Origin of the sequence: Rhodobacter capsulatus, from assembly GCF_052363185.1 — a bacterium.
GTDB lineage: Bacteria > Pseudomonadota > Alphaproteobacteria > Rhodobacterales > Rhodobacteraceae > Rhodobacter > Rhodobacter capsulatus_E.
The window spans coordinates 3,302,077-3,319,705 of sequence record NZ_CP198955.1; the positions used below are offsets into that span (position 1 = coordinate 3,302,077).

Here is a 17,629-nt window from a genome sequence, read left to right on the forward strand (position 1 = left end):
GGCTATATCTGCAAGGAAGCACAAAGGAGCCGCAGATGAGCCAGGACCGCTTCGCCCCCTTCGAGACGCAGATCGACGAGGCCAGCGCATTGGCGATCCTGCGCGCGGCGACGGCGGGCGCGGATGACGGCGAGCTGTTCCTCGAACGGATGCGCTCGGAGAGCCTCGTCTTCGACGATGGCCGGGTGCGGACGGCCTCTTATGATGCCTCCGAAGGGTTCGGGCTGCGCGCCGTGCGCGGCGAGGTTTCGGGTTACGCCCACGCGACCGAGATTTCGGAAGCGGCGCTGAAGCGGGCGGCGGAAACCGCGCGGCTGGCCGTGGGCGATGGCGGCGGGGTGATGGCGCCGCCCCCCGCGCGCACCAACCGGCATCTTTACGGCGCAACGGACCCGATGGCCGATGCCGCTTTCGGCGCGAAGATCGAGATCCTGCGCGAGATCGACGCCTTTACCCGCGATCTCGATCCGCGCGTGGTGCAGGTGACGGCGACGGTGGCGGCCAGCCTGCAGGAGGTGTTCATCCTGCGCCCCGAAGGCGGGGTTCTGTCCGACATCCGGCCGATGGCGCGGGTGAATGTCTTGGTGATCGTCGAGGAAAACGGGCGGCGCGAAAGCGGCACCAATGGCGGCGGTGGCCGCATCGGTCTGGCGGGGCTGATCGCGCCGGGCCATTGGCAGCCGATCGCGCGCGAGGCCTTGCGGATCGCGCTGGTGAACCTGTCGGCCGAACCCGCGCCCGCGGGGGCGTTCGATGTCGTGCTGGGTCCGGGCTGGCCCGGCGTGATGCTGCACGAAGCCGTGGGCCACGGGCTGGAGGGCGATTTCAACCGCAAGAAATCCTCGGCCTTTTCCGGGCGCATCGGCCAGCAGGTCGCAGCCCGGGGGGTGACGGTGCTGGATGACGGCACGATCCCCGACCGGCGCGGCTCGATCAGCATTGATGACGAGGGCACGCCCTCCAATCGCACCGTGCTGATCGAGGATGGCGTGCTGGTCGGCTACATGCAGGACCGGCAGAACGCCCGGCTGATGGGGGTAACGCCGACCGGCAATGGTCGGCGCGAGGGGCACGCCCATCCGCCGATGCCGCGGATGACGAACACCTACATGCTGGCGGGCACGGCCGATCCCGCCGCCATCGTCGCCGATCTGAAGGACGGCATCTATGCGGTGGGATTCGGCGGCGGGCAGGTCGATATCACCAACGGCAAATTCGTCTTCAACTGCACTGAGGCCTACCGGGTGAGAAATGGTGTCATCGGCGCGGCCTTGCGCGGCGCGACGCTGATTGGCGACGGGCCGGGGGCGATGAAGCAGATCCGCGCCATCGGCAACGACATGGCGCTGGACCCCGGCATCGGCAATTGCGGCAAGGCCGGGCAATGGGTGCCGGTGGGCGTCGGCCAGCCGACGCTCTTGATCGGCGGGCTGACCGTGGGCGGCTCGGCGGCATGATTCGGCCTTTTCCGGGCCCTTCTGCGCAGTGATGCACCGAAAAGACGGGGAAACCCGATCCCTCTGCGCAATTCTGGAATGTTCCTTGAAAAATTTCCTCAACTTTGAGGTGAATCTCAGTCTTGGTAACTGTTTGTTAAGATTAATGGGGCAATTTGATCTTGCGACGAGGCGGAGGGACGGATGAAAACAAGTTTGTTTTCTTACCCCACCCCCTTCACCCCACCCACCACGGAAGAAGACGAGCTCTCGTTTCTCCGTCTCGCTCGCTCCCGTCGTGTCGGGGCCACGACCTTCCACCGATTGCTGAAAGACCATGGCAGCGCCCATGCCGCGCTGGAGGCGCTTCCGGGCATCGCCCGGGCCGCCGGGTCTTCCGATTACAGCCCCTGCCCGCCCGGCGTGGCAGAGGCAGAGCTGACCGCCGGTCGGCGCCTTGGCGCGCGGCTGCTTTTGCCCGGGGCGCCGGGCTATCCCGCCGATCTGCTGGACTTCCCCGATGCGCCGCCACTGCTTTGGGCGCGGGGTCGGGTCGATCTGCTGGCCGCGCCGCGCATTGCGGTCATCGGCGCCCGCAATGCCTCGTCGCTGGGGCAAAGGATGGCGCGCAAACTGGCCGAGGAGATGGGCCGGGCGGGATTCGTAATCGTCTCGGGTCTGGCGCGCGGCATCGACGCCGCCGCGCATGAGGCCGCCCTGCCCAGCGGCACGATCGCGGTGATGGCGGGCGGCATCGACGTGATCTATCCGCCCGAGAATCGCGCTTTGGCCGCCCGCATCGCCGCCGAGGGGCTGCTTCTGTCCGAACTCCCCCCCGGCACCGAGCCGCAGGCGCGGCATTTTCCGCAGCGCAACCGCATCATTGCGGGCCTGGCCCGGGCCACGCTGGTGGTCGAGGCCGCGGCGCGTTCGGGCAGCCTGCTCACCGCGCGGATGGCGCTGGATTACGGGCGCGAGGTGATGGCGGTTCCCGGTCATCCGTTGGATGCCCGCGCCGCGGGCTGCAACATGCTGATCCGCGACGGCGCGACGCTCATCCGCGGCGCCGAGGATGTGATCGAGGCGATGGGCCTTGCGCCCCTGCCCCGCCCGGACCCGAAGCCGGACCCGGCCCCGCCCCCGAAACCCGCCGTGACCGGGCTGCGCGCGAAGCTGCTGGCGCTGCTTGGCCCGGCGCCCACGCCCGAGGATGCGGTGATCCGCGATCTCGGCATCGACGCCGCCACGCTGTCGCGTGAAGTGATCGGCCTTGAGATCGAGGGCGAAGTGACCCGCCACCCCGGCGGGCTGCTCAGCCGCGGCTGATCTTACGGGCCGCCGCAGGCCTCGGGGATGACGTCACGAAAGGTGGCGCAGATCGGCTCCCAAGCATACCAGACATCGGTGGCGCCCACCGCATGATGCACCGCCACCCATTGCCGCCCGGATTTCACCCAAAGCGCCTCGACGTGATCGCCGCCCTCGGCCAGTTCCGGGTCGAGTTCCTCGCGCGCGACCATCGGCGTGCGCGCCATGTCGATCCGCCCGCCGCCCGGCCGCTGCGGCACCAGCATGGCAAAGGCGTGATCGCCCTTCACCCGCATCTCCTGCACCACGAATTCGATGGGCGCGCCGAGTTCCCATTCCACCATCGGGCGCAGCGCATCAAGCAGATCCGCCCGCAGCTGCGAGCCCCGCGGCGGGCTTTCCCAGTCGCCCGCCGCCGCCATGCCAGCAGCCGCGCCCGCTGCCAGAACCATCCCCAGAATGACAATTCCCCGCATCTTTCCCCCTTTCCGCCCGTGCCGGTTGCGACGGAAGCCGGATTGACATTTGCCGCAAACCCCCCACATGTTCCGCCGCCAAGCCGTTTGCACGCGTGTTCGAGAGGAAGTCATGGCCGTTGTCGTTGTCGAATCCCCCGCCAAGGCCAAGACGATCAACAAGTATCTCGGCGCCGACTATACCGTGCTGGCCTCTTTCGGTCACGTCCGCGATCTGCCCGCCAAGGATGGCTCGGTCGATCCCGACGCCGATTTCGAGATGAAATGGGAAGTCGCGGCGGACAGCAAGAAGCATATCAAGGCGATCACCGACGCGCTGGCCAATGACGACGAACTGATCCTCGCCACCGACCCCGACCGCGAGGGAGAGGCGATTTCGTGGCACCTGCAACAGGCTTTGGCCTCGAAGCTGAAGAAGAAAAAGGTCAGCCGCGTCACCTTCAACGCGATCACCAAATCGGCGATCACCGAGGCGATGAAATCCCCGCGCGAGGTCGATCAGGCCCTCGTCGATGCCTATCTGGCGCGTCGCGCACTCGATTATCTGGTGGGCTTCAACCTTTCGCCGGTGCTGTGGCGCAAGCTGCCCGGGGCGCGGTCGGCCGGTCGGGTGCAATCGGTCTGCCTGCGGCTGATCGTCGAGCGCGAAATGGAGATCGAGGCGTTTCGGGCCCGCGAATACTGGACGGTGACGGCAGAGCTGACCACCCCGCGCGGCCAGACCTTCACCGCGCGGCTGACGGTGCTGGGCGGCAAGAAGCTCGACAAGTTCGACCTGACGACCGCGACCGATGCCGAGCTGGCGGTGCAGGCCGTCACCAGCCGCGATCTGGTGGTGAAATCGGTCGAGGCGAAACCGGCCACCCGCAACCCCTATCCGCCCTTCATGACCTCGACCCTGCAGCAGGAAGCCTCGCGCAAGTTCGGCATGGGGGCGAAGGCCTGCATGTCGGCGGCGCAAAGGCTTTATGAGGCCGGGCACATCACCTACATGCGGACCGACGGCATCGACATGGCGCCCGAGGCGGTGATGGCCGCGCGTGACGAGATCAAGCGCCGGTTTGGCGACAACTATGTGCCGTCCAGCCCCCGCATGTATAAAAACAAGGCGAAGAACGCGCAGGAAGCGCATGAATGCATCCGCCCCACCGACATGTCGGCCTCGCCCGAAAAGCTGAAGCTCGCCGATGACCAGTGGAAGCTTTACGACCTGATCTGGAAGCGCACGCTCGCCAGCCAGATGTCGGCCGCGGTGATGGAGCGCACGACGGTCGATGTCGGCTCGCAGGATGGTCAGGTCGAGCTGCGCGCCACCGGCCAGGTGGTGACCTTTGACGGCTTCCTGAAGATCTACGATCAGGGCCGCGACGATGACGAGGGCGAGGATGGCGCCCGGCTGCCGCAGATCATGCAGGGCGAGCCCGCCAAAAAGGGCGCGATCACCCCCGAGCAGCATTTCACCCAGCCGCCGCCGCGCTACACCGAGGCGACGCTGGTGAAGCGGATGGAGGAACTGGGCATCGGGCGGCCGTCCACCTATGCCTCGATCCTGACGACGATCGTCGACCGCGGCTATGTGCGCAAGGACAAGAACCGGCTGATCCCCGAGGATACCGGGCGGCTGGTGACGGCCTTCCTGTCGAACTATTTCCGCCGCTATGTGGAATATGATTTCACCGCCGATCTGGAAACGGAACTGGATGACATTTCCGCGGGCGATCGTCCCTACAAGGACGTGCTGGCCCGGTTCTGGCGCGATTTCTCGGCCGCCTTGGGCGAGACCTCGGATCTGCGCATCGGCGAAGTGCTCTCGAAGATCGACGAGGTTCTGGGCCCGCATCTTTACCCGGCCCGCGCCGATGGTTCCGACCCGCGCTCCTGCCCGGTCTGTCAGGCCGGTCGGCTGCATCTGAAAACCGCGCGCTCGGGCGGGGCCTTCATCGGCTGCGGCAATTACCCGGAATGCCGCTACACGCGGCCGCTTTCGGCCCCGGCGGACGGCGAGGCGGGCGTGCTGGACGGCAAGGTGCTGGGCGAGGATGACGGCGCGCAGATCACGCTGCGGGTCGGCCGCTTCGGCCCCTATGTGCAAAAGGGCGAACCGACGGAGGAAGCGCCGAAACCGCCGCGCGCCAGCCTGCCGAAGGGCTGGTCGCCCGAAAGCATCGACCTTGAGCGCGCCTTGCAGCTTCTGAACCTGCCGCGCCCGATCGGCAATCACCCCGAAGATGGCGCGCTGGTCGAGGCGGGCATCGGTCGCTTCGGCCCCTATGTGAAGCACAACAGCACCTACGCGAACCTGCCCGATGTCGAAGAGGTCTTTACCATCGGCATGAACCGCGCCGTCGAGGTTCTGGCGCAAAAACTGGCCCGCGGCGGCGCGCGCGGCTCGGCCGCGGCGGCGCAACCGCTGAAAGAGCTGGGCGAGCATCCCGATGGCGGCGTCGTGCAGGTGATGCCCGGCCGCTACGGGCCCTATGTGAAATGGGGCAAGGTCAATGCGACGCTGCCCAAAGGCACCGAGCCCGAGGCGATGACGCTGGAGGAAGCCCTGCCGCTGCTGGAGGCCAAGGCCGGCAAGGCGGGCAAGAAGGCCGCGCCGAAAAAGGCCGCCAAACCCGCCGCCGAGAAGAAACCGGCGGCCAAGAAGGCGGCGGCGAAGACCCCCGCCAAGAAGCCCGCCGCCAAGAAAGCCGCCCCGAAAAAGGCCGCCGCCGCGGGCGATGTGGTCGAGGACTGACCCCTCGCCGCAACGCGGCAATTGACACCGTGCCCCGGCCTTGCCAAGCTTTGCGCAAGGTAACGGGAGGGTTTCATGAACAAGATCTACGGCTCGGCGAAGGAGGCCCTGGACGGGCTTCTTTGCGACGGGATGATGCTGGCGGCGGGGGGGTTCGGCCTGTGCGGCATCCCCGAACTGCTGATTGACGCGCTGGTCGAAAGCGGCATCAAGGACATCACCATCGCCTCGAACAACTGCGGCGTGGACGGGTTCGGTCTGGGCAAGCTGCTCGACACCAAGCAGATCAAGAAAATGATCTCGTCCTATGTCGGCGAGAATGCCGAATTCATGCGCCAGTATCTTTCGGGCGAGCTGGAACTGGAATTCAACCCGCAGGGCACCTTGGCGGAACGCATGCGGGCGGGCGGCTGCGGCATTCCGGGCTTTTACACCAAGACCGGTGTCGGCACCGTGGTCGCCGAGGGCAAGGAACAGAAGGAGTTCGACGGCGAGACCTATATCCTGGAACGCGCCATCGTCGCCGATGTCTCGCTGGTGAAGGCCTGGAAGGCCGATCCCTCGGGCAATGCGGTGTTCCGCAAGACCGCGCGCAACTTCAACCCCCCCGCCGCGATGTGCGGCAAGATCTGCGTGATGGAGGTCGAGGAAATCGTGCCCCTGGGCAGCCTTGACCCCGACACGATCCACCTGCCCGGGATCTATGTGCACCGGCTCATTCAGGGCCAACACGAGAAGCGGATCGAACAGCGCACGACGCGCAAGCGGGAGGTGTGATCATGTGGGATCGCAACCAGATGGCGGCGCGGGCCGCCAAGGAACTGAAAGACGGCACTTATGTGAACCTCGGCATCGGGATTCCGACGCTGGTGCCGAACTTCATCCCCGAGGGCGTCTCGGTGACGCTGCAATCGGAAAACGGCATGCTCGGCATGGGGCCCTTTCCTTACGAGGGCGAGGAAGACCCCGATCTGATCAACGCGGGCAAGCAGACGATCACCGAACTGCCGCAGACTGCCTATTTCGATAGTGCGACGAGCTTCGGCATGATCCGCGGCGGCAAGATCGCGATGGCGATCCTTGGTGCGATGGAAGTGTCGGAGACGGGCGATCTGGCGAACTGGATGATCCCCGGCAAGCTCGTCAAGGGGATGGGCGGCGCCATGGACCTTGTGGCCGGGGTGAAGCGCGTCGTCGTGGTGATGGACCACACCAACAAGGCGGGCGAATCAAAGGTGTTGCACGCCTGCACCCTGCCGCTCACCGGCAAGGCGGTGGTGAACCGGATCATTTCGAACCTTGGCGTGCTCGATGTCGTGCCGGGCGGGCTGAAGATCGTCGAACTGGCCGATGGCGTGACCGAGGCGGAGTTGCGCGCGGCGACCGAAGCGACGATCGTCGATTGAGTCTCAAGGCAGGGCCCCGCCTGCGGCGGGGCTTTGCGCCTGCGGCGCGAAGGGCGTATTTGCACCAAGAAAAAGCAACAGGTCTTTTTCTTGGTGCAAATACGCCGGGGTGAGCGGCGAAGCCGCGAGGGGCAGCGCCCCTTTCTTTCCGGCACATAGGGTTTGCGAATGCGTAGCAGCGTCATCTTGCCGCCCAACTTGACCCGTAGAGGACCGGGAATGATGAGCCAGGGTCCCGACATCTCCGCCCCCCGTCCCGCGCGCCCCCGGCGCGAGCGGGTGATGGCATTCGCCCTGATCGCGCTGGTCGCGCTTGGGCTTTTGGGGCTGGGCTCGGCCACCGGCTGGGCCGAGATCGGCGCGCAGCTGGCCCGGTTGCAGCCTTGGCAGGTGGCGGCGCTGCTGGCGCTGTCCGCGGGGAATTACCTGTTGCGCAGCCTGCGCTGGCACGGGCTGGCGCGGCGGCTGGGCCTGCCGACCGGGCTCGCGCAGAACCTGCGCCATTATCTGGGCGGCTTTGCCATGTCGGTGACGCCCGGGCGGCTGGGGGAGCTGGTGCGGATGCGCTGGCTGCGGCGCGAGACCGGCTGGGCGGTGGAACACACGGCGCCGCTTGCCCTGATGGACCGGGCGGGCGATCTGGCGGTGATGGCGCTGCTTCTGGCGCTGGGGCTGGCTTTGGCCGCGGGCAATATCACCGGGGCGGTGCCGGTGGTCGTGCTGGCACTGGCGGCCGCGATCGTCGCCACCCGGCCGCGGCTGCTTTCTGCGCTGCTCACCGCGCTTTACCGCGCCCTTGGCCGGTTCCCGCGCCTGTTTGCCCGCGCCCGCGGCGCCGCGCGGCTGCTTGCGCGCTTCAGCCATGGCCCGACGCTTTTGCTGATCCTGGCGCTTGGCTTCCTTGGCTGGCTGGCCGAGGGCTATGCCTTTCATCTGCTGCTGGGCTTCCTTGGCGCCGAGATCGGTCTGTGGAAAGCCGTCTCGATCTTTGTCTTCGCGACGCTGGCCGGGGGGCTGACCGGCGCCCCCGGGGGCCTTGGCGGCGCCGAGGCGGCGATGGTCGCGCTGCTTTCCGTCGAGGGCGTGCCGCTTGAGGTGTCGGTCCCGGCAACCGCGGTGATCCGGCTCACCACGCTCTGGTTCGCCATCGCCATCGGCCTTGCGGTCTTCCCGATGGCCGAGCGCGCCGCGGGCCGGGCCGGGGCCTAGGGGGCGCAGATGTCCTTCAAACCCAAGGACTATTCGGGCTGGGGGCGGGCGCTGCGGGCCGCAGGCGCAGTGGCCCGGCCCGACCGCGCCGCCGCCCTTGCCGCGCTGGCCCCCGCCCCCGCCTTCGGCATGCGCCGCTCCTATGGCGATGCGGCGCTGAACCATGGCGGGCGCGCCATCGACATGAGCGGGCTTGACCGTTTGCTGGCCTTCGACGCCGAGACCGGCATTCTTGAGCTGGAAGCAGGCGTCCGCATCGGCGAGGTGGCCGCGGCCTTCGCGCCCCGCGGCTTCCTGCCCGCGGTGATGCCGGGCACCGGCTTTGCCACGGTGGGCGGCTGCATCGCGCAGGATGTGCATGGCAAGAACCACCACCATGCGGGCAGCTTCGGCGCCCATGTCGCCGAAATCACGCTCTGGCAGGGGGGCAGCCTTGTCACCGTTCTGCCGGGCACGCCCCTTTTCCGTGCCACCGTCGGCGGGCTGGGCCAGACCGGCGCCATTGTCAGCGCCAAGCTGCGGCTGGCGCCCTGCAAGGGCACGGTGATGCTGGTGACCGAACGGCGCGCGCCGGATTGGGACCATCACCTCGGCCTGCTCGACCAATCGACCGCGACCTATACCGTGGGCTGGATCGACGCCACCGCCACCGGAACAAGCCTTGGGCGCGGCATCGTCGAGGAAGGCGAGATCGCCCGCGGGCTGGTGAAACCCCGCGCCAAATCCGCGAAAGTGCCGCTGGATGCGCCGCAATTCGCGCTGTCGGCGCCCATCGTGCGCGCCTTCAACGCGGCCTACTATGCCCGCGTGCCCGCGGCGGGGCGCACGGTGCTGCGGCCGCTGGCGGATTTCTTCTTTCCGCTCGACAAGATCCTCGATTGGAACCGGCTTTACGGCAAGCGCGGCTTCCATCAGTTCCAATGCGTCGTGCCGCTTCAGGCCGCGGGCGCCCTGCGCCAGATGCTCAACCGGATTGCGACCTCTGGCCTTGCCTCGCCCCTGGCTGTGCTGAAGCGGATGGGGCCGGGGCGGGCCGGGTATCTCTCCTTCCCGATGGAGGGCTATACGCTGGCCGTCGATTTCCCGAACCGGGCCGCGGCGCGCGATCTGATCCGCGCGTTGGAAGAAGACACCGCCGCAGCGGGCGGGCGGCTTTACTTCGCCAAGGATGCCCTGGCCGGGGGGACGCGCATCCCCGCCATGTATCCCGAACTGGACGCCTGGCGGCAGGAGGTGGCGAAAGCCGATCCGGCCCGGGCCTACGAGACCGACCTTGTGCGTCGGCTGAAGCTGAGGAATGCCTGAGATGCAGAACTGGATCATTCTGGGTGCCGGATCCGACATGGCCCGCCCCTTCCTGCGCCGCCTTGCGGGCGCGGGCGCGACGCTGTTCCTTGCCGGTCGCAATGCCGCCGATCTTGAAATACTGGCGCAGGATCTGCGGCTGCGGGGCGCGGCAGCGGCCGAGGTCGTGGCGTTCGACGCCCGCAGCAGCGCCGATTACCCAGCGCTGGTGGCCCGGCTGGCCGGTTGCGAAGGCGTGCTGAACGCGGCCTCTTTCGTGGGCTCGATGCCGGATCAGGCGGCGATCGACGCCGATCCGGGGCTGATCGCCGGGGTGATCGCCGATAATTTCACCGGGCCTGCGACCTTCCTGAGCCTGCTGGCCCCGGTGCTGGAAGCGCGGGGCACGGGCGTCGTGGTCGGTGTCGGCTCGGTCGCGGGGGACCGGGGCCGCGTTGGCAATTATGTTTACGGCGCGGCGAAGGCGGGGTTTGCGACCTATCTGTCGGGCCTGCGCAACCGGCTGGGCCGCCGCGGCGTGCATGTGATGACGGTGAAGCCCGGCCCGGTGGAAACCCGGATGACCGCGGGGATGAAGCTGCCCTTCATGACCACCCCCGAGGCCGTGGCCGAGGACATCCTGCAAGGCCTCGCCAAGCGCCGCAACGTGATCTACACGGCAAAGATCTGGGGGCTGGTGATGCGGATCATCCGCGCCATCCCGGAACCGATCTTCAAGAAACTCTCGATCTGATCAGCCGAAGCTCGGCGCCCGTCCGGCCATGTTCGCCGCGATCACCTCCATCTGGTCGGGCTTGCCGATCAGCTCGATCTGTTCGCGGCTTTCCAGCGCCAGCACCTTGTCCGCGGGCGCGGTATAGGCCGCCGTGACCAGCCGCTTTGCCGCCCGAATGGCACTGGGCGAGCGCCCGGCAATCGCCTGCGCAAGCGCCATCGCCCGGGCCAGCGGGTCCTCGGCCAGTTCGGTCACCAGACCCAGCCGCAGGGCCTCTTCGGCCGGGAGTTCCTCGGCCGTATAGGTCATCCGCCGCAGCACATCGGCGCGCAGAAGCTCGGGCAGGGTCACCATGCCGCCCATGTCGGGGATCAGACCCCATTTCATCTCCATCACCGCAAGCCGCGTGCCCGGCGCGGCAATGCGGATATCGGCCCCGGCGGCCAGTTGCAGCCCGGCGCCAAAGGCGACACCGTGCAAGGCCGCGATCACCGGCACCGGCAGGGCCCGCCAGCACAGCGAAAACTGCTGAAAGCGGTTCGCGTCGCCATGGCTGCGCGGCGCGATCAGCGCCTCAGGGTCGCCAATCGCGAGGGCCGCGAAATTCGCCACATCGAGCCCGGCGCAAAAGGCCCGGCCCGCGCCCGTCAGCACCACGGCGCGCAGGCCCGGATCGGCGGCCAGCTCTTCGGCCAGCGCGATCACCGCGTCGATCATCGCGAAATCGACGGCGTTCATCTTGTCGGGGCGATTGAGCGTCACCACGGCCACGCCCGCCTCCCTTTGCAACGTCACCCGGTCCATCGTTTCCCTCCCGTTTGCGCCATCAAACCACATCCCGCGCCCCCGCGCGCGCGTGACGCTGCGAAACGGGCTTTACGCATGGCGCCAAAGCCCCTAGCCATGGCGCATGACCCAGATCCGCCTCACGCCGCTTGTCGCCAGCCTGCCCGCCACCGTGCCCTTTGTCGGGCCCGAAACGCAGGAACGCGCCCGCAACCGCCCGTTCAAGGCGCGGCTGGGCGCGAATGAAAACGGCTTCGGGCCCTCCCCCCGCGCGATTGCCGCGATGGCGGCGGCGGCGGGCGAGGCCTGGATGTATGGCGACCCCGAAAATCACGATCTGAAGGTGGCGCTGGCCCGCGCGCACGGCTGCGGGGCAGAAAATGTCACCGTGGGCGAGGGGATCGACGGGCTTCTGGGCTATCTTTGCCGGATGGTGCTGGAACCGGGCGATGCGGTCGTGACCTCGGAGGGCGCCTATCCGACCTTCAATTTCCATGTGACGGGCTTTGGCGGCGTCCTGCACAAGGCGCCCTACAAAGACGACGCCGAAGACCCGGAGGCGCTGCTGGCCCTCGCCCATCAGACCCGCCCGAAACTGCTTTACATCGCCAATCCGGACAACCCGATGGCGAGCCACCATCCGGGCGCGGTGATCGCCGCGATGCTGGAGCATCTGCCCGAGGGCACGCTAATGGTGCTCGATGAAGCCTATGTCGAGCTTGCCCCCGAGGGCACGGCGGCGCCGATTGCCGCGGATGACCCGCGGGTGATCCGGATGCGGACGTTTTCGAAGGCGCATGGGCTGGCGGGGGCGCGAGTGGGCTATGCGCTGGGCGCCGCGCCGCTGATCGCCGCTTTCGACAAGATCCGCAATCATTTCGGCATGAGCCGGATCAGCCAGGCCGGTGCCCTTGCGGCGCTGTCGGACACCACCTGGCAGGTCTACATGCGCCGCCTTGTCGCCGCCTCGCGCGATCGGATTGCCGCCATCGCGGCGGAAAACGGGCTGACCGCCCTGCCCTCGGCGACGAATTTCGTGGCCGTCGATTGCGGGGCCGATGGCGCCTTTGCCCGGGCCGTGCTGGAGGAGCTGACCGCCGCCGACATCTTCGTGCGCAAGCCCGCCGTCGCCCCCATGGATCGCTGCATCCGCATCTCCTGCGGGCCCGAACCCGAGATGGCGGCGCTGGCCGAGGCCCTGCCCGGCGCGCTCTCCCGGGCGCGGGCACGCTGAGGCCGGGACCTTCTGTTACCGCTCACGCAAATGCGCGCAGCCTTGATTTGCGCGCGGCGGCCTTTCGGCCCAAGCTGGCGCATATCCCCGAGGAGGACCATGCCCATGACCCCAACCCCCCGTTTTCTGATCGTCACCGCGCTTGGCCTTGCGCTGGCGCTGCCCCTGGCCGTCACCGCCCATGCCGAAGGCGCGATGGAGGGCCATTCCGGCCATGCGATGAGTGCCACGGCCGATGCTGCCCCCTCGACCACCGCGTATATCGCCGCCAATGACCGGATGCATGCGGCGATGGCGATCGAGTTCACCGGCAATGCCGATGTGGATTTCGTGCGCGGCATGATCGGCCACCATCAGGGCGCCATCGACATGGCGAAGATCGTGCTGGAAAACGGCGCCGATCCCGAGGTGCGCAAACTGGCGCAAAACGTGATCGCGGCGCAGACGGCCGAGATCGACTGGATGCAGAAATGGCTGGAGACCCACGCGGCGCAGTAAGGCTCAGGCCCCGGCGATGACGGCGGCGGCGGCCTGAATGCCGCCCCTGCCGTGCGGGATCGCCAAAGCCTGCAGCCCGGCCTCCATCGTGGCCAGAACGCCCAGCACCATATGGGCGTTCACATGGCCCATGTGACCCACGCGCAGGAAATCCCCCGCCTCGGGCGTGCCGGGCGCGGCCATGCCAAGGCCGATGCCCAGTGTCACCCCGGCCTCTGTCTCGCACCAGCCGCGCAGCCGCGCCGCGCCGCCCTGCCCAATCCGCGCCGCCGTCACCGCGCCCGAGCGATGCGCCGCCACCGGCACATTCAGCGCGATATCCCCGCCCAGCCCCCAGGCGTCAAACGCGGCGGCGACGCTGCGCGCCAGGGTGCGATGCCGGGCCCAGACCTGCGACAGGCCTTCCTCGTCGAGGATCATCTTTAGCGATTCCGACAGGCCGAAGATATGATGCGTCGGCGCCGTGCCGCCGAACTGCTGCCAGTATTCCTGCGCGAAGATCCGCGGCCGCCAGTCCCAATAGGGCGTGACCAGATCGGCGCCGCTGCAGGCCGCCACAGCCTTGTCAGAGACCCAGACGAGGCCCAGACCCGGCGGCACCATCAGCCCCTTTTGGCTGGCCGCCACCATCACATCGACGCCCCAATCGTCAAAGCGGAATTCATCGCAGCCCAGCGAGGCGATGCAATCGACGGCCAGCAGCGCCGGATGGCCCGCGGCATCAATCGCCGCGCGCACCGCCGCCACATCGTTCAGCACCGAAGAGGCGGTATCGACATGGGTGAGCAGCACGACCTTGATCTTGCGGGCGGTATCGGCGCGCAGGGCGGCCTCGACCCGGGCCGGATCGACCGGCGCCTTGATGCCGAAATCAAGCGTCTCGACATTCACGCCCAAAGACCGGGCATGATGCGCCCAGCCCACCCCGAACCGCCCGGTGATCAGCGACAGCGCCGTATCCCCGCGCGAAAACAGGTTCGAGATCGCGGCTTCCCAGGCGCCATGGCCATTGGCCAGATAGATCGCCACATGCCCGGAACTGAGCGCGACGCGGCGCAGATCGGTCATCACCTGCGCGGTCATCTCGATCAGCGCGCCTTCGTAGATGTTCGGCGCCGCGCGGTGCATGGCGTTCAGCACCCGGTCGGGCATCACCGAGGGGCCGGGAATGGCAAGATAGGAACGTCCCTGGGCAAGGCTCATGCGGTCTCTCCGATTGATCCAACCGGCGTAGCGAAGCGGGTCGGGCCGGTCAACGGCGGGGCTTGTATCCGTCACAAAGCCGGGCCCGCTTGCCGCTGCGCCCCGATCGCGCTATCCCGAACCCAGGCTTCGAACCCTGGCCAAGACCGGCAATTCCGAGGACAGCGTGACCCAGACCCTTGATCCCGCCTATACGTCATCGGTGCTGTTTCGTCGGATGTGGCGCAGCTATCTGCGCCAGCACTGGGCCAAGATGGCCTTGGCCACGCTGCTGATGGTGATCGAGGGATCGACCCTTGGCGCGCTCAGCTGGATGCTGGAACCGCTCTTCGACAAGGTCTTCGCCCAGGGTCATTCCGGGATGATCTGGCTGGTCGGCAGCGGCATCCTCGGGCTTTTCGTGATGCGGGCGCTGACCTCGATCTCGTCGCGGGCGCTGCTGAATGACGTGGCGCAGCGGTCCTCGACCGCGATGCAGATCGACATCGTCCGCCATGTGCTGCGGCTGGACCAGCGTTTCTTCCATGACAATTCCCCCGGTGCGCTGATCGAGCGGGTGCAGGGCGACACGCTGGCGGTGCAGGGGGTGTGGTCGGTGTTCATCACCGGCGCCGCCCGCGATGCGATTGCGCTGGTGTCGCTGTTCGTCGTGGCGCTGGCGATCGACTGGCGCTGGACGGCGGCGGCGCTGATCGGCGCGCCGCTGCTGATCGCCCCCACCGGCATGGCGCAGCGCTACATCCGCCGCAAGACGAACCAGATGCGCGACGAGGCCGGACAAAGGGCCACCCGGCTTGACGAGGTGTTCCACGGCATCGCGGCGGTGAAGCTTTACCAGATGGAGGACTACCAGCTGGGCCGCTTCGCCGCGCTGGCCCACCGCATCCGCAAGGCGATGGTGAAGATGGCGGTGTCGCAATCGCTGGTGCCGGCGCTGATCGACGTCGTCACCGGGCTGGGCTTCTTTGCCGTTCTGGTGCTGGGCGGCCCCGAAATCGTCGCGGGCGAACGCTCGGTGGGGGAGTTCATGTCCTTCTTCACCGCGATGGCGCTGGCCTTCCAGCCCTTGCGGCGGCTGGGCGGCCTGGCCGGATCGTGGCAGGCGGCGGCGGCCAGTCTGGAACGGCTCTATCGCGTTTTCGACATCGTGCCCGAGGTGCGGGATCCGGCCACCCCGGCGCCGCGCCCCGCCACGACCGAGGTGCGCCTGTCCGACGTGCATCTGAGCTATGGCGCGAAGCCCGTGCTGCGCGGGCTGAGCTTCACCGCCGAGGCGGGCAAGACCACCGCCCTTGTCGGCCCCTCGGGGGCGGGCAAGACCAGCGTGTTCAACCTGCTGACCCGGCTGGTGGAGGCGCAATCGGGTCAGGTGCTGGTCGGCGGCGTGGCGGTCGGGGCGCTGGATCTGGGCACGCTGCGCGGCCTTTATTCGATGGTGTCGCAGGATGCGGCGCTGTTTGACGAAACCATCCGCGAGAACATCCTGCTGGGCCACACCGATATCGGCGCCGCGGCGCTGGCCCGGGCGATCGAGGTGGCGCATGTGCGCGAGTTCACCGAGGCGATGCCGCAGGGCCTTGATACCCCCGCCGGGCCGCGGGGCTCGGCGCTTTCGGGCGGGCAGCGCCAGCGCGTCGCCATCGCCCGCGCCGTGCTGCGCGATGCGCCGATCCTGCTTTTGGACGAGGCGACCTCGGCGCTCGACACCGCCTCGGAAGCCAAGGTGGCCGAGGCGCTGACGCAGCTCTCGCAGGGCCGCACGACGCTGGTGATCGCGCATCGGCTCTCGACCGTGCGCAATGCCGACAAGATCGTGGTGATCGTCGCTGGCCGGGTCGTCGAGGAGGGCAGCCATGACGATCTGCTGGCCCGCGGCGGCGCCTATGCCGATCTGTGCCGGATGCAGCTTGTGGAATGAGCCCGCCGCCCCATAATGGGGGAAAAGGGGGCATCATGCGCAAGATCTTCGACATCACCGGCACCGACCGCGAGCATTTCCTGCAAGGGCTTGTGTCCAATGACCTGCGGCGGCTGGCCGAGGGGCCGCTTTACGCCGCGCTGCTGACGCCGCAGGGCAAGTATCTGGCGGATTTCTTCCTGATCGCGCGGGGGGAGACGATCCTGCTCGACATCGACGCGACCCTGGCCGAGCCGACGCTGCGGCGGCTGGCGATGTATCGGCTGCGCGCCGATGTAAGCATCGCCCCCTCGGCGCTCTCGGTCTTTTGCGGCACCGGTCCCGCGCCCGAGGGGGCCGTGGCCGATCCGCGCCACCCGGCGCTCGGCTGGCGGCTTTACGGCGACCGGGACGGCGACGATGGCAGCGACTGGGATGCGCTCCGCGTGGCGCATCTGATCCCCGCCACCTGCATCGAACTGACGCCCGAGACCTATATCCTGGAAGCCGGGTTCGAGCGGCTCAACGGCGTCGATTTCCGCAAGGGCTGCTATGTCGGGCAGGAGGTGACGGCGCGGATGAAACACAAGACCGAGCTGCGCAAGGGTCTGGTGCGGCTGGCCATCGACGGAGCCGCCCCCATCGGCACGCCGATCGAGGCCGAGGGCAAGATCGTGGGCACGCTTTACACCCAAGCGGGGGGGCATGCGCTGGCCCATCTGCGGCTGGATGCGCTTGCGGGCCCGCTTTGCGCCGGATCAGCCCGTCTGAGCGCGGCAGAGCCGATCACAAACGCGTGATAAGTGGCCGCCTGCCGGAAGGATCGGCGCCGGTGCGGATTTTTTCGGCGACTTTCGTTTCGGCGCCTCTGGCCCTTGTTTTGCACGGCGCAGACTTGAACGCAACGGTTTGGTAACCATATATGCGCCGGTGTTGCCGTTAACGGGACCTAAATACGGGGGTTGATCCACGAAGCCATGCGCCTGACGCATGACGGGCATGCCTTTCAGGACATATCGAATCGGTGGGGGAGCGCCCTAGATGGCCGCCACGCCAGCAAACGCAAGAGCAATAAAAAAGGACGGAATAATGCGCGATTTCGTTGACGGCTCCGCATTCAACTATGAGCAAGGTCAGAGGGCGCGCAAACTGTTTGCCGCGGTCGTTCTGGCAGCTCTCGATGATGCGATTGCCGATGACAAGAAATACGGCAACGGCCCCGAGCAGATCGCCCGCTGGGCGCGGTCGCGCGACGGGCGCGAGGTGCTGTCTTGCGCCGGGATCGACCCGAACGAGCGGGTGGTCAAGGGTCTGATGGAATTCGTTTCCAAGGGCGTGCGGACCTCGGTGGCGCTGTCGCGCGAGGAAAGCGAACGGCGGATCGCGGCCGAGGAGGCGGAGGCGGCCTGACCGCCC

16 protein-coding genes are annotated in these 17,629 nt (G+C 67.8%); 13 read left to right on the forward strand and 3 right to left on the reverse strand.

What is annotated here, in order from left to right:
• Positions 1 to 35 precede the first annotated feature (35 nt).
• Entirely contained in the window at positions 36 to 1,457 is a 1,422-nt protein-coding gene (gene tldD / locus ACTTAG_RS16185) for a metalloprotease TldD (protein WP_444463232.1), read from the forward strand.
• Positions 1,458 to 1,640: 183 nt separating this feature from the next.
• A complete protein-coding gene (dprA, locus tag ACTTAG_RS16190) occupies positions 1,641 to 2,762 on the forward strand; it encodes a DNA-processing protein DprA (RefSeq protein ID WP_444463233.1) in 1,122 nt (373 codons plus the stop codon).
• A gap of 2 nt (positions 2,763 to 2,764) precedes the next feature.
• On the opposite strand, the gene ACTTAG_RS16195 is transcribed toward dprA, so the two are convergent.
• Complete coding sequence (locus tag ACTTAG_RS16195) at positions 2,765 to 3,220, reverse strand: hypothetical protein (protein ID WP_444463234.1); 456 nt, start codon at positions 3,218 to 3,220, stop codon at positions 2,765 to 2,767.
• Positions 3,221 to 3,332: 112 nt separating this feature from the next.
• Between ACTTAG_RS16195 and topA the strand changes: the two genes are divergently transcribed.
• The 6 genes from topA to ACTTAG_RS16225 all read left to right on the forward strand — a co-directional run bounded on the left by topA (position 3,333) and on the right by ACTTAG_RS16225 (position 10,613).
• Entirely contained in the window at positions 3,333 to 5,960 is a 2,628-nt protein-coding gene (topA, locus tag ACTTAG_RS16200) for a type I DNA topoisomerase (RefSeq protein ID WP_444463235.1), read from the forward strand.
• A 75-nt stretch (positions 5,961 to 6,035) separates the two neighbouring features.
• The gene (locus tag ACTTAG_RS16205; RefSeq protein WP_444463236.1) at positions 6,036 to 6,737 is read left to right on the forward strand and encodes a CoA transferase subunit A; all 702 of its coding nucleotides are present in this window, start codon (positions 6,036 to 6,038) and stop codon (positions 6,735 to 6,737) included.
• Positions 6,737 to 7,366, forward strand: coding sequence for a 3-oxoacid CoA-transferase subunit B (locus ACTTAG_RS16210; RefSeq protein WP_444465264.1), 630 nt, complete (start codon positions 6,737 to 6,739; stop codon positions 7,364 to 7,366). The genes ACTTAG_RS16205 and ACTTAG_RS16210 overlap by 1 nt, the downstream gene beginning before the upstream one ends.
• 282 nt (positions 7,367 to 7,648) lie before the next feature.
• Entirely contained in the window at positions 7,649 to 8,575 is a 927-nt protein-coding gene (locus tag ACTTAG_RS16215; protein WP_444463237.1) for a lysylphosphatidylglycerol synthase transmembrane domain-containing protein, read from the forward strand.
• A gap of 9 nt (positions 8,576 to 8,584) precedes the next feature.
• Complete coding sequence (locus tag ACTTAG_RS16220) at positions 8,585 to 9,880, forward strand: FAD-binding protein (RefSeq protein ID WP_444463238.1); 1,296 nt, start codon at positions 8,585 to 8,587, stop codon at positions 9,878 to 9,880.
• Between the two features lies 1 nt (position 9,881).
• A complete protein-coding gene (locus ACTTAG_RS16225; protein WP_444463239.1) occupies positions 9,882 to 10,613 on the forward strand; it encodes an SDR family oxidoreductase in 732 nt (243 codons plus the stop codon).
• Here ACTTAG_RS16225 and ACTTAG_RS16230 read toward each other — a convergent pair whose 3' ends face one another.
• Positions 10,614 to 11,399, reverse strand: coding sequence for a crotonase/enoyl-CoA hydratase family protein (locus ACTTAG_RS16230; protein WP_444463240.1), 786 nt, complete (start codon positions 11,397 to 11,399; stop codon positions 10,614 to 10,616). It lies immediately after the preceding gene.
• Positions 11,400 to 11,505: 106 nt separating this feature from the next.
• Here ACTTAG_RS16230 and ACTTAG_RS16235 point away from each other — a divergent pair, with 106 nt between their 5' ends.
• Positions 11,506 to 12,615 (forward strand): pyridoxal phosphate-dependent aminotransferase, encoded by a 1,110-nt coding sequence (locus ACTTAG_RS16235; RefSeq protein WP_444463241.1) that lies wholly within the window; start codon positions 11,506 to 11,508, stop codon positions 12,613 to 12,615.
• A gap of 105 nt (positions 12,616 to 12,720) precedes the next feature.
• Positions 12,721 to 13,113 carry a CopM family metallochaperone gene (copM, locus tag ACTTAG_RS16240; protein ID WP_444463242.1) on the forward strand — a complete coding sequence of 131 codons (393 nt, stop codon included), beginning with the start codon at positions 12,721 to 12,723 and terminating at the stop codon, positions 13,111 to 13,113.
• 3 nt (positions 13,114 to 13,116) lie between these two features.
• On the opposite strand, the gene ACTTAG_RS16245 is transcribed toward copM, so the two are convergent.
• Positions 13,117 to 14,316 carry a pyridoxal-phosphate-dependent aminotransferase family protein gene (locus tag ACTTAG_RS16245; protein ID WP_444463243.1) on the reverse strand — a complete coding sequence of 400 codons (1,200 nt, stop codon included), beginning with the start codon at positions 14,314 to 14,316 and terminating at the stop codon, positions 13,117 to 13,119.
• 217 nt (positions 14,317 to 14,533) lie between these two features.
• Here ACTTAG_RS16245 and ACTTAG_RS16250 point away from each other — a divergent pair, with 217 nt between their 5' ends.
• The 3 genes from ACTTAG_RS16250 (at position 14,534) to ACTTAG_RS16260 (ending at position 17,623) form a co-directional block, all read left to right on the forward strand.
• Entirely contained in the window at positions 14,534 to 16,234 is a 1,701-nt protein-coding gene (locus ACTTAG_RS16250) for an ABC transporter ATP-binding protein (RefSeq protein ID WP_444465265.1), read from the forward strand.
• Positions 16,235 to 16,269: 35 nt separating this feature from the next.
• The gene (ygfZ, locus tag ACTTAG_RS16255; RefSeq protein ID WP_444463244.1) at positions 16,270 to 17,013 is read left to right on the forward strand and encodes a CAF17-like 4Fe-4S cluster assembly/insertion protein YgfZ; all 744 of its coding nucleotides are present in this window, start codon (positions 16,270 to 16,272) and stop codon (positions 17,011 to 17,013) included.
• 289 nt (positions 17,014 to 17,302) lie between these two features.
• Entirely contained in the window at positions 17,303 to 17,623 is a 321-nt protein-coding gene (locus ACTTAG_RS16260; protein ID WP_013068809.1) for a DUF6280 family protein, read from the forward strand.
• Positions 17,624 to 17,629 lie beyond the last annotated feature (6 nt).

Excerpts from the sequence above, each read along its gene's own strand:
- ACTTAG_RS16230 (WP_444463240.1), bottom strand. The coding sequence starts at position 11,399 with ATGGACCGGGTGACGTTGCAAAGGGAGGCGGGCGTGGCCGTGGTGACG.
- copM (WP_444463242.1), top strand. The coding sequence starts at position 12,721 with ATGACCCCAACCCCCCGTTTTCTGATCGTCACCGCGCTTGGCCTTGCG.
- ACTTAG_RS16220 (WP_444463238.1), top strand. The coding sequence starts at position 8,585 with ATGTCCTTCAAACCCAAGGACTATTCGGGCTGGGGGCGGGCGCTGCGG.
- ACTTAG_RS16260 (WP_013068809.1), top strand. The coding sequence starts at position 17,303 with ATGCGCGATTTCGTTGACGGCTCCGCATTCAACTATGAGCAAGGTCAG.
- ACTTAG_RS16225 (WP_444463239.1), top strand. The coding sequence starts at position 9,882 with ATGCAGAACTGGATCATTCTGGGTGCCGGATCCGACATGGCCCGCCCC.
- ACTTAG_RS16235 (WP_444463241.1), top strand. The coding sequence starts at position 11,506 with ATGACCCAGATCCGCCTCACGCCGCTTGTCGCCAGCCTGCCCGCCACC.
- ACTTAG_RS16195 (WP_444463234.1), bottom strand. The coding sequence starts at position 3,220 with ATGCGGGGAATTGTCATTCTGGGGATGGTTCTGGCAGCGGGCGCGGCT.
- topA (WP_444463235.1), top strand. The coding sequence starts at position 3,333 with ATGGCCGTTGTCGTTGTCGAATCCCCCGCCAAGGCCAAGACGATCAAC.
- dprA (WP_444463233.1), top strand. The coding sequence starts at position 1,641 with ATGAAAACAAGTTTGTTTTCTTACCCCACCCCCTTCACCCCACCCACC.
- ACTTAG_RS16215 (WP_444463237.1), top strand. The coding sequence starts at position 7,649 with ATGGCATTCGCCCTGATCGCGCTGGTCGCGCTTGGGCTTTTGGGGCTG.
- ACTTAG_RS16245 (WP_444463243.1), bottom strand. The coding sequence starts at position 14,316 with ATGAGCCTTGCCCAGGGACGTTCCTATCTTGCCATTCCCGGCCCCTCG.
- ACTTAG_RS16250 (WP_444465265.1), top strand. The coding sequence starts at position 14,534 with ATGTGGCGCAGCTATCTGCGCCAGCACTGGGCCAAGATGGCCTTGGCC.
- ACTTAG_RS16205 (WP_444463236.1), top strand. The coding sequence starts at position 6,036 with ATGAACAAGATCTACGGCTCGGCGAAGGAGGCCCTGGACGGGCTTCTT.
- ygfZ (WP_444463244.1), top strand. The coding sequence starts at position 16,270 with ATGCGCAAGATCTTCGACATCACCGGCACCGACCGCGAGCATTTCCTG.
- tldD (WP_444463232.1), top strand. The coding sequence starts at position 36 with ATGAGCCAGGACCGCTTCGCCCCCTTCGAGACGCAGATCGACGAGGCC.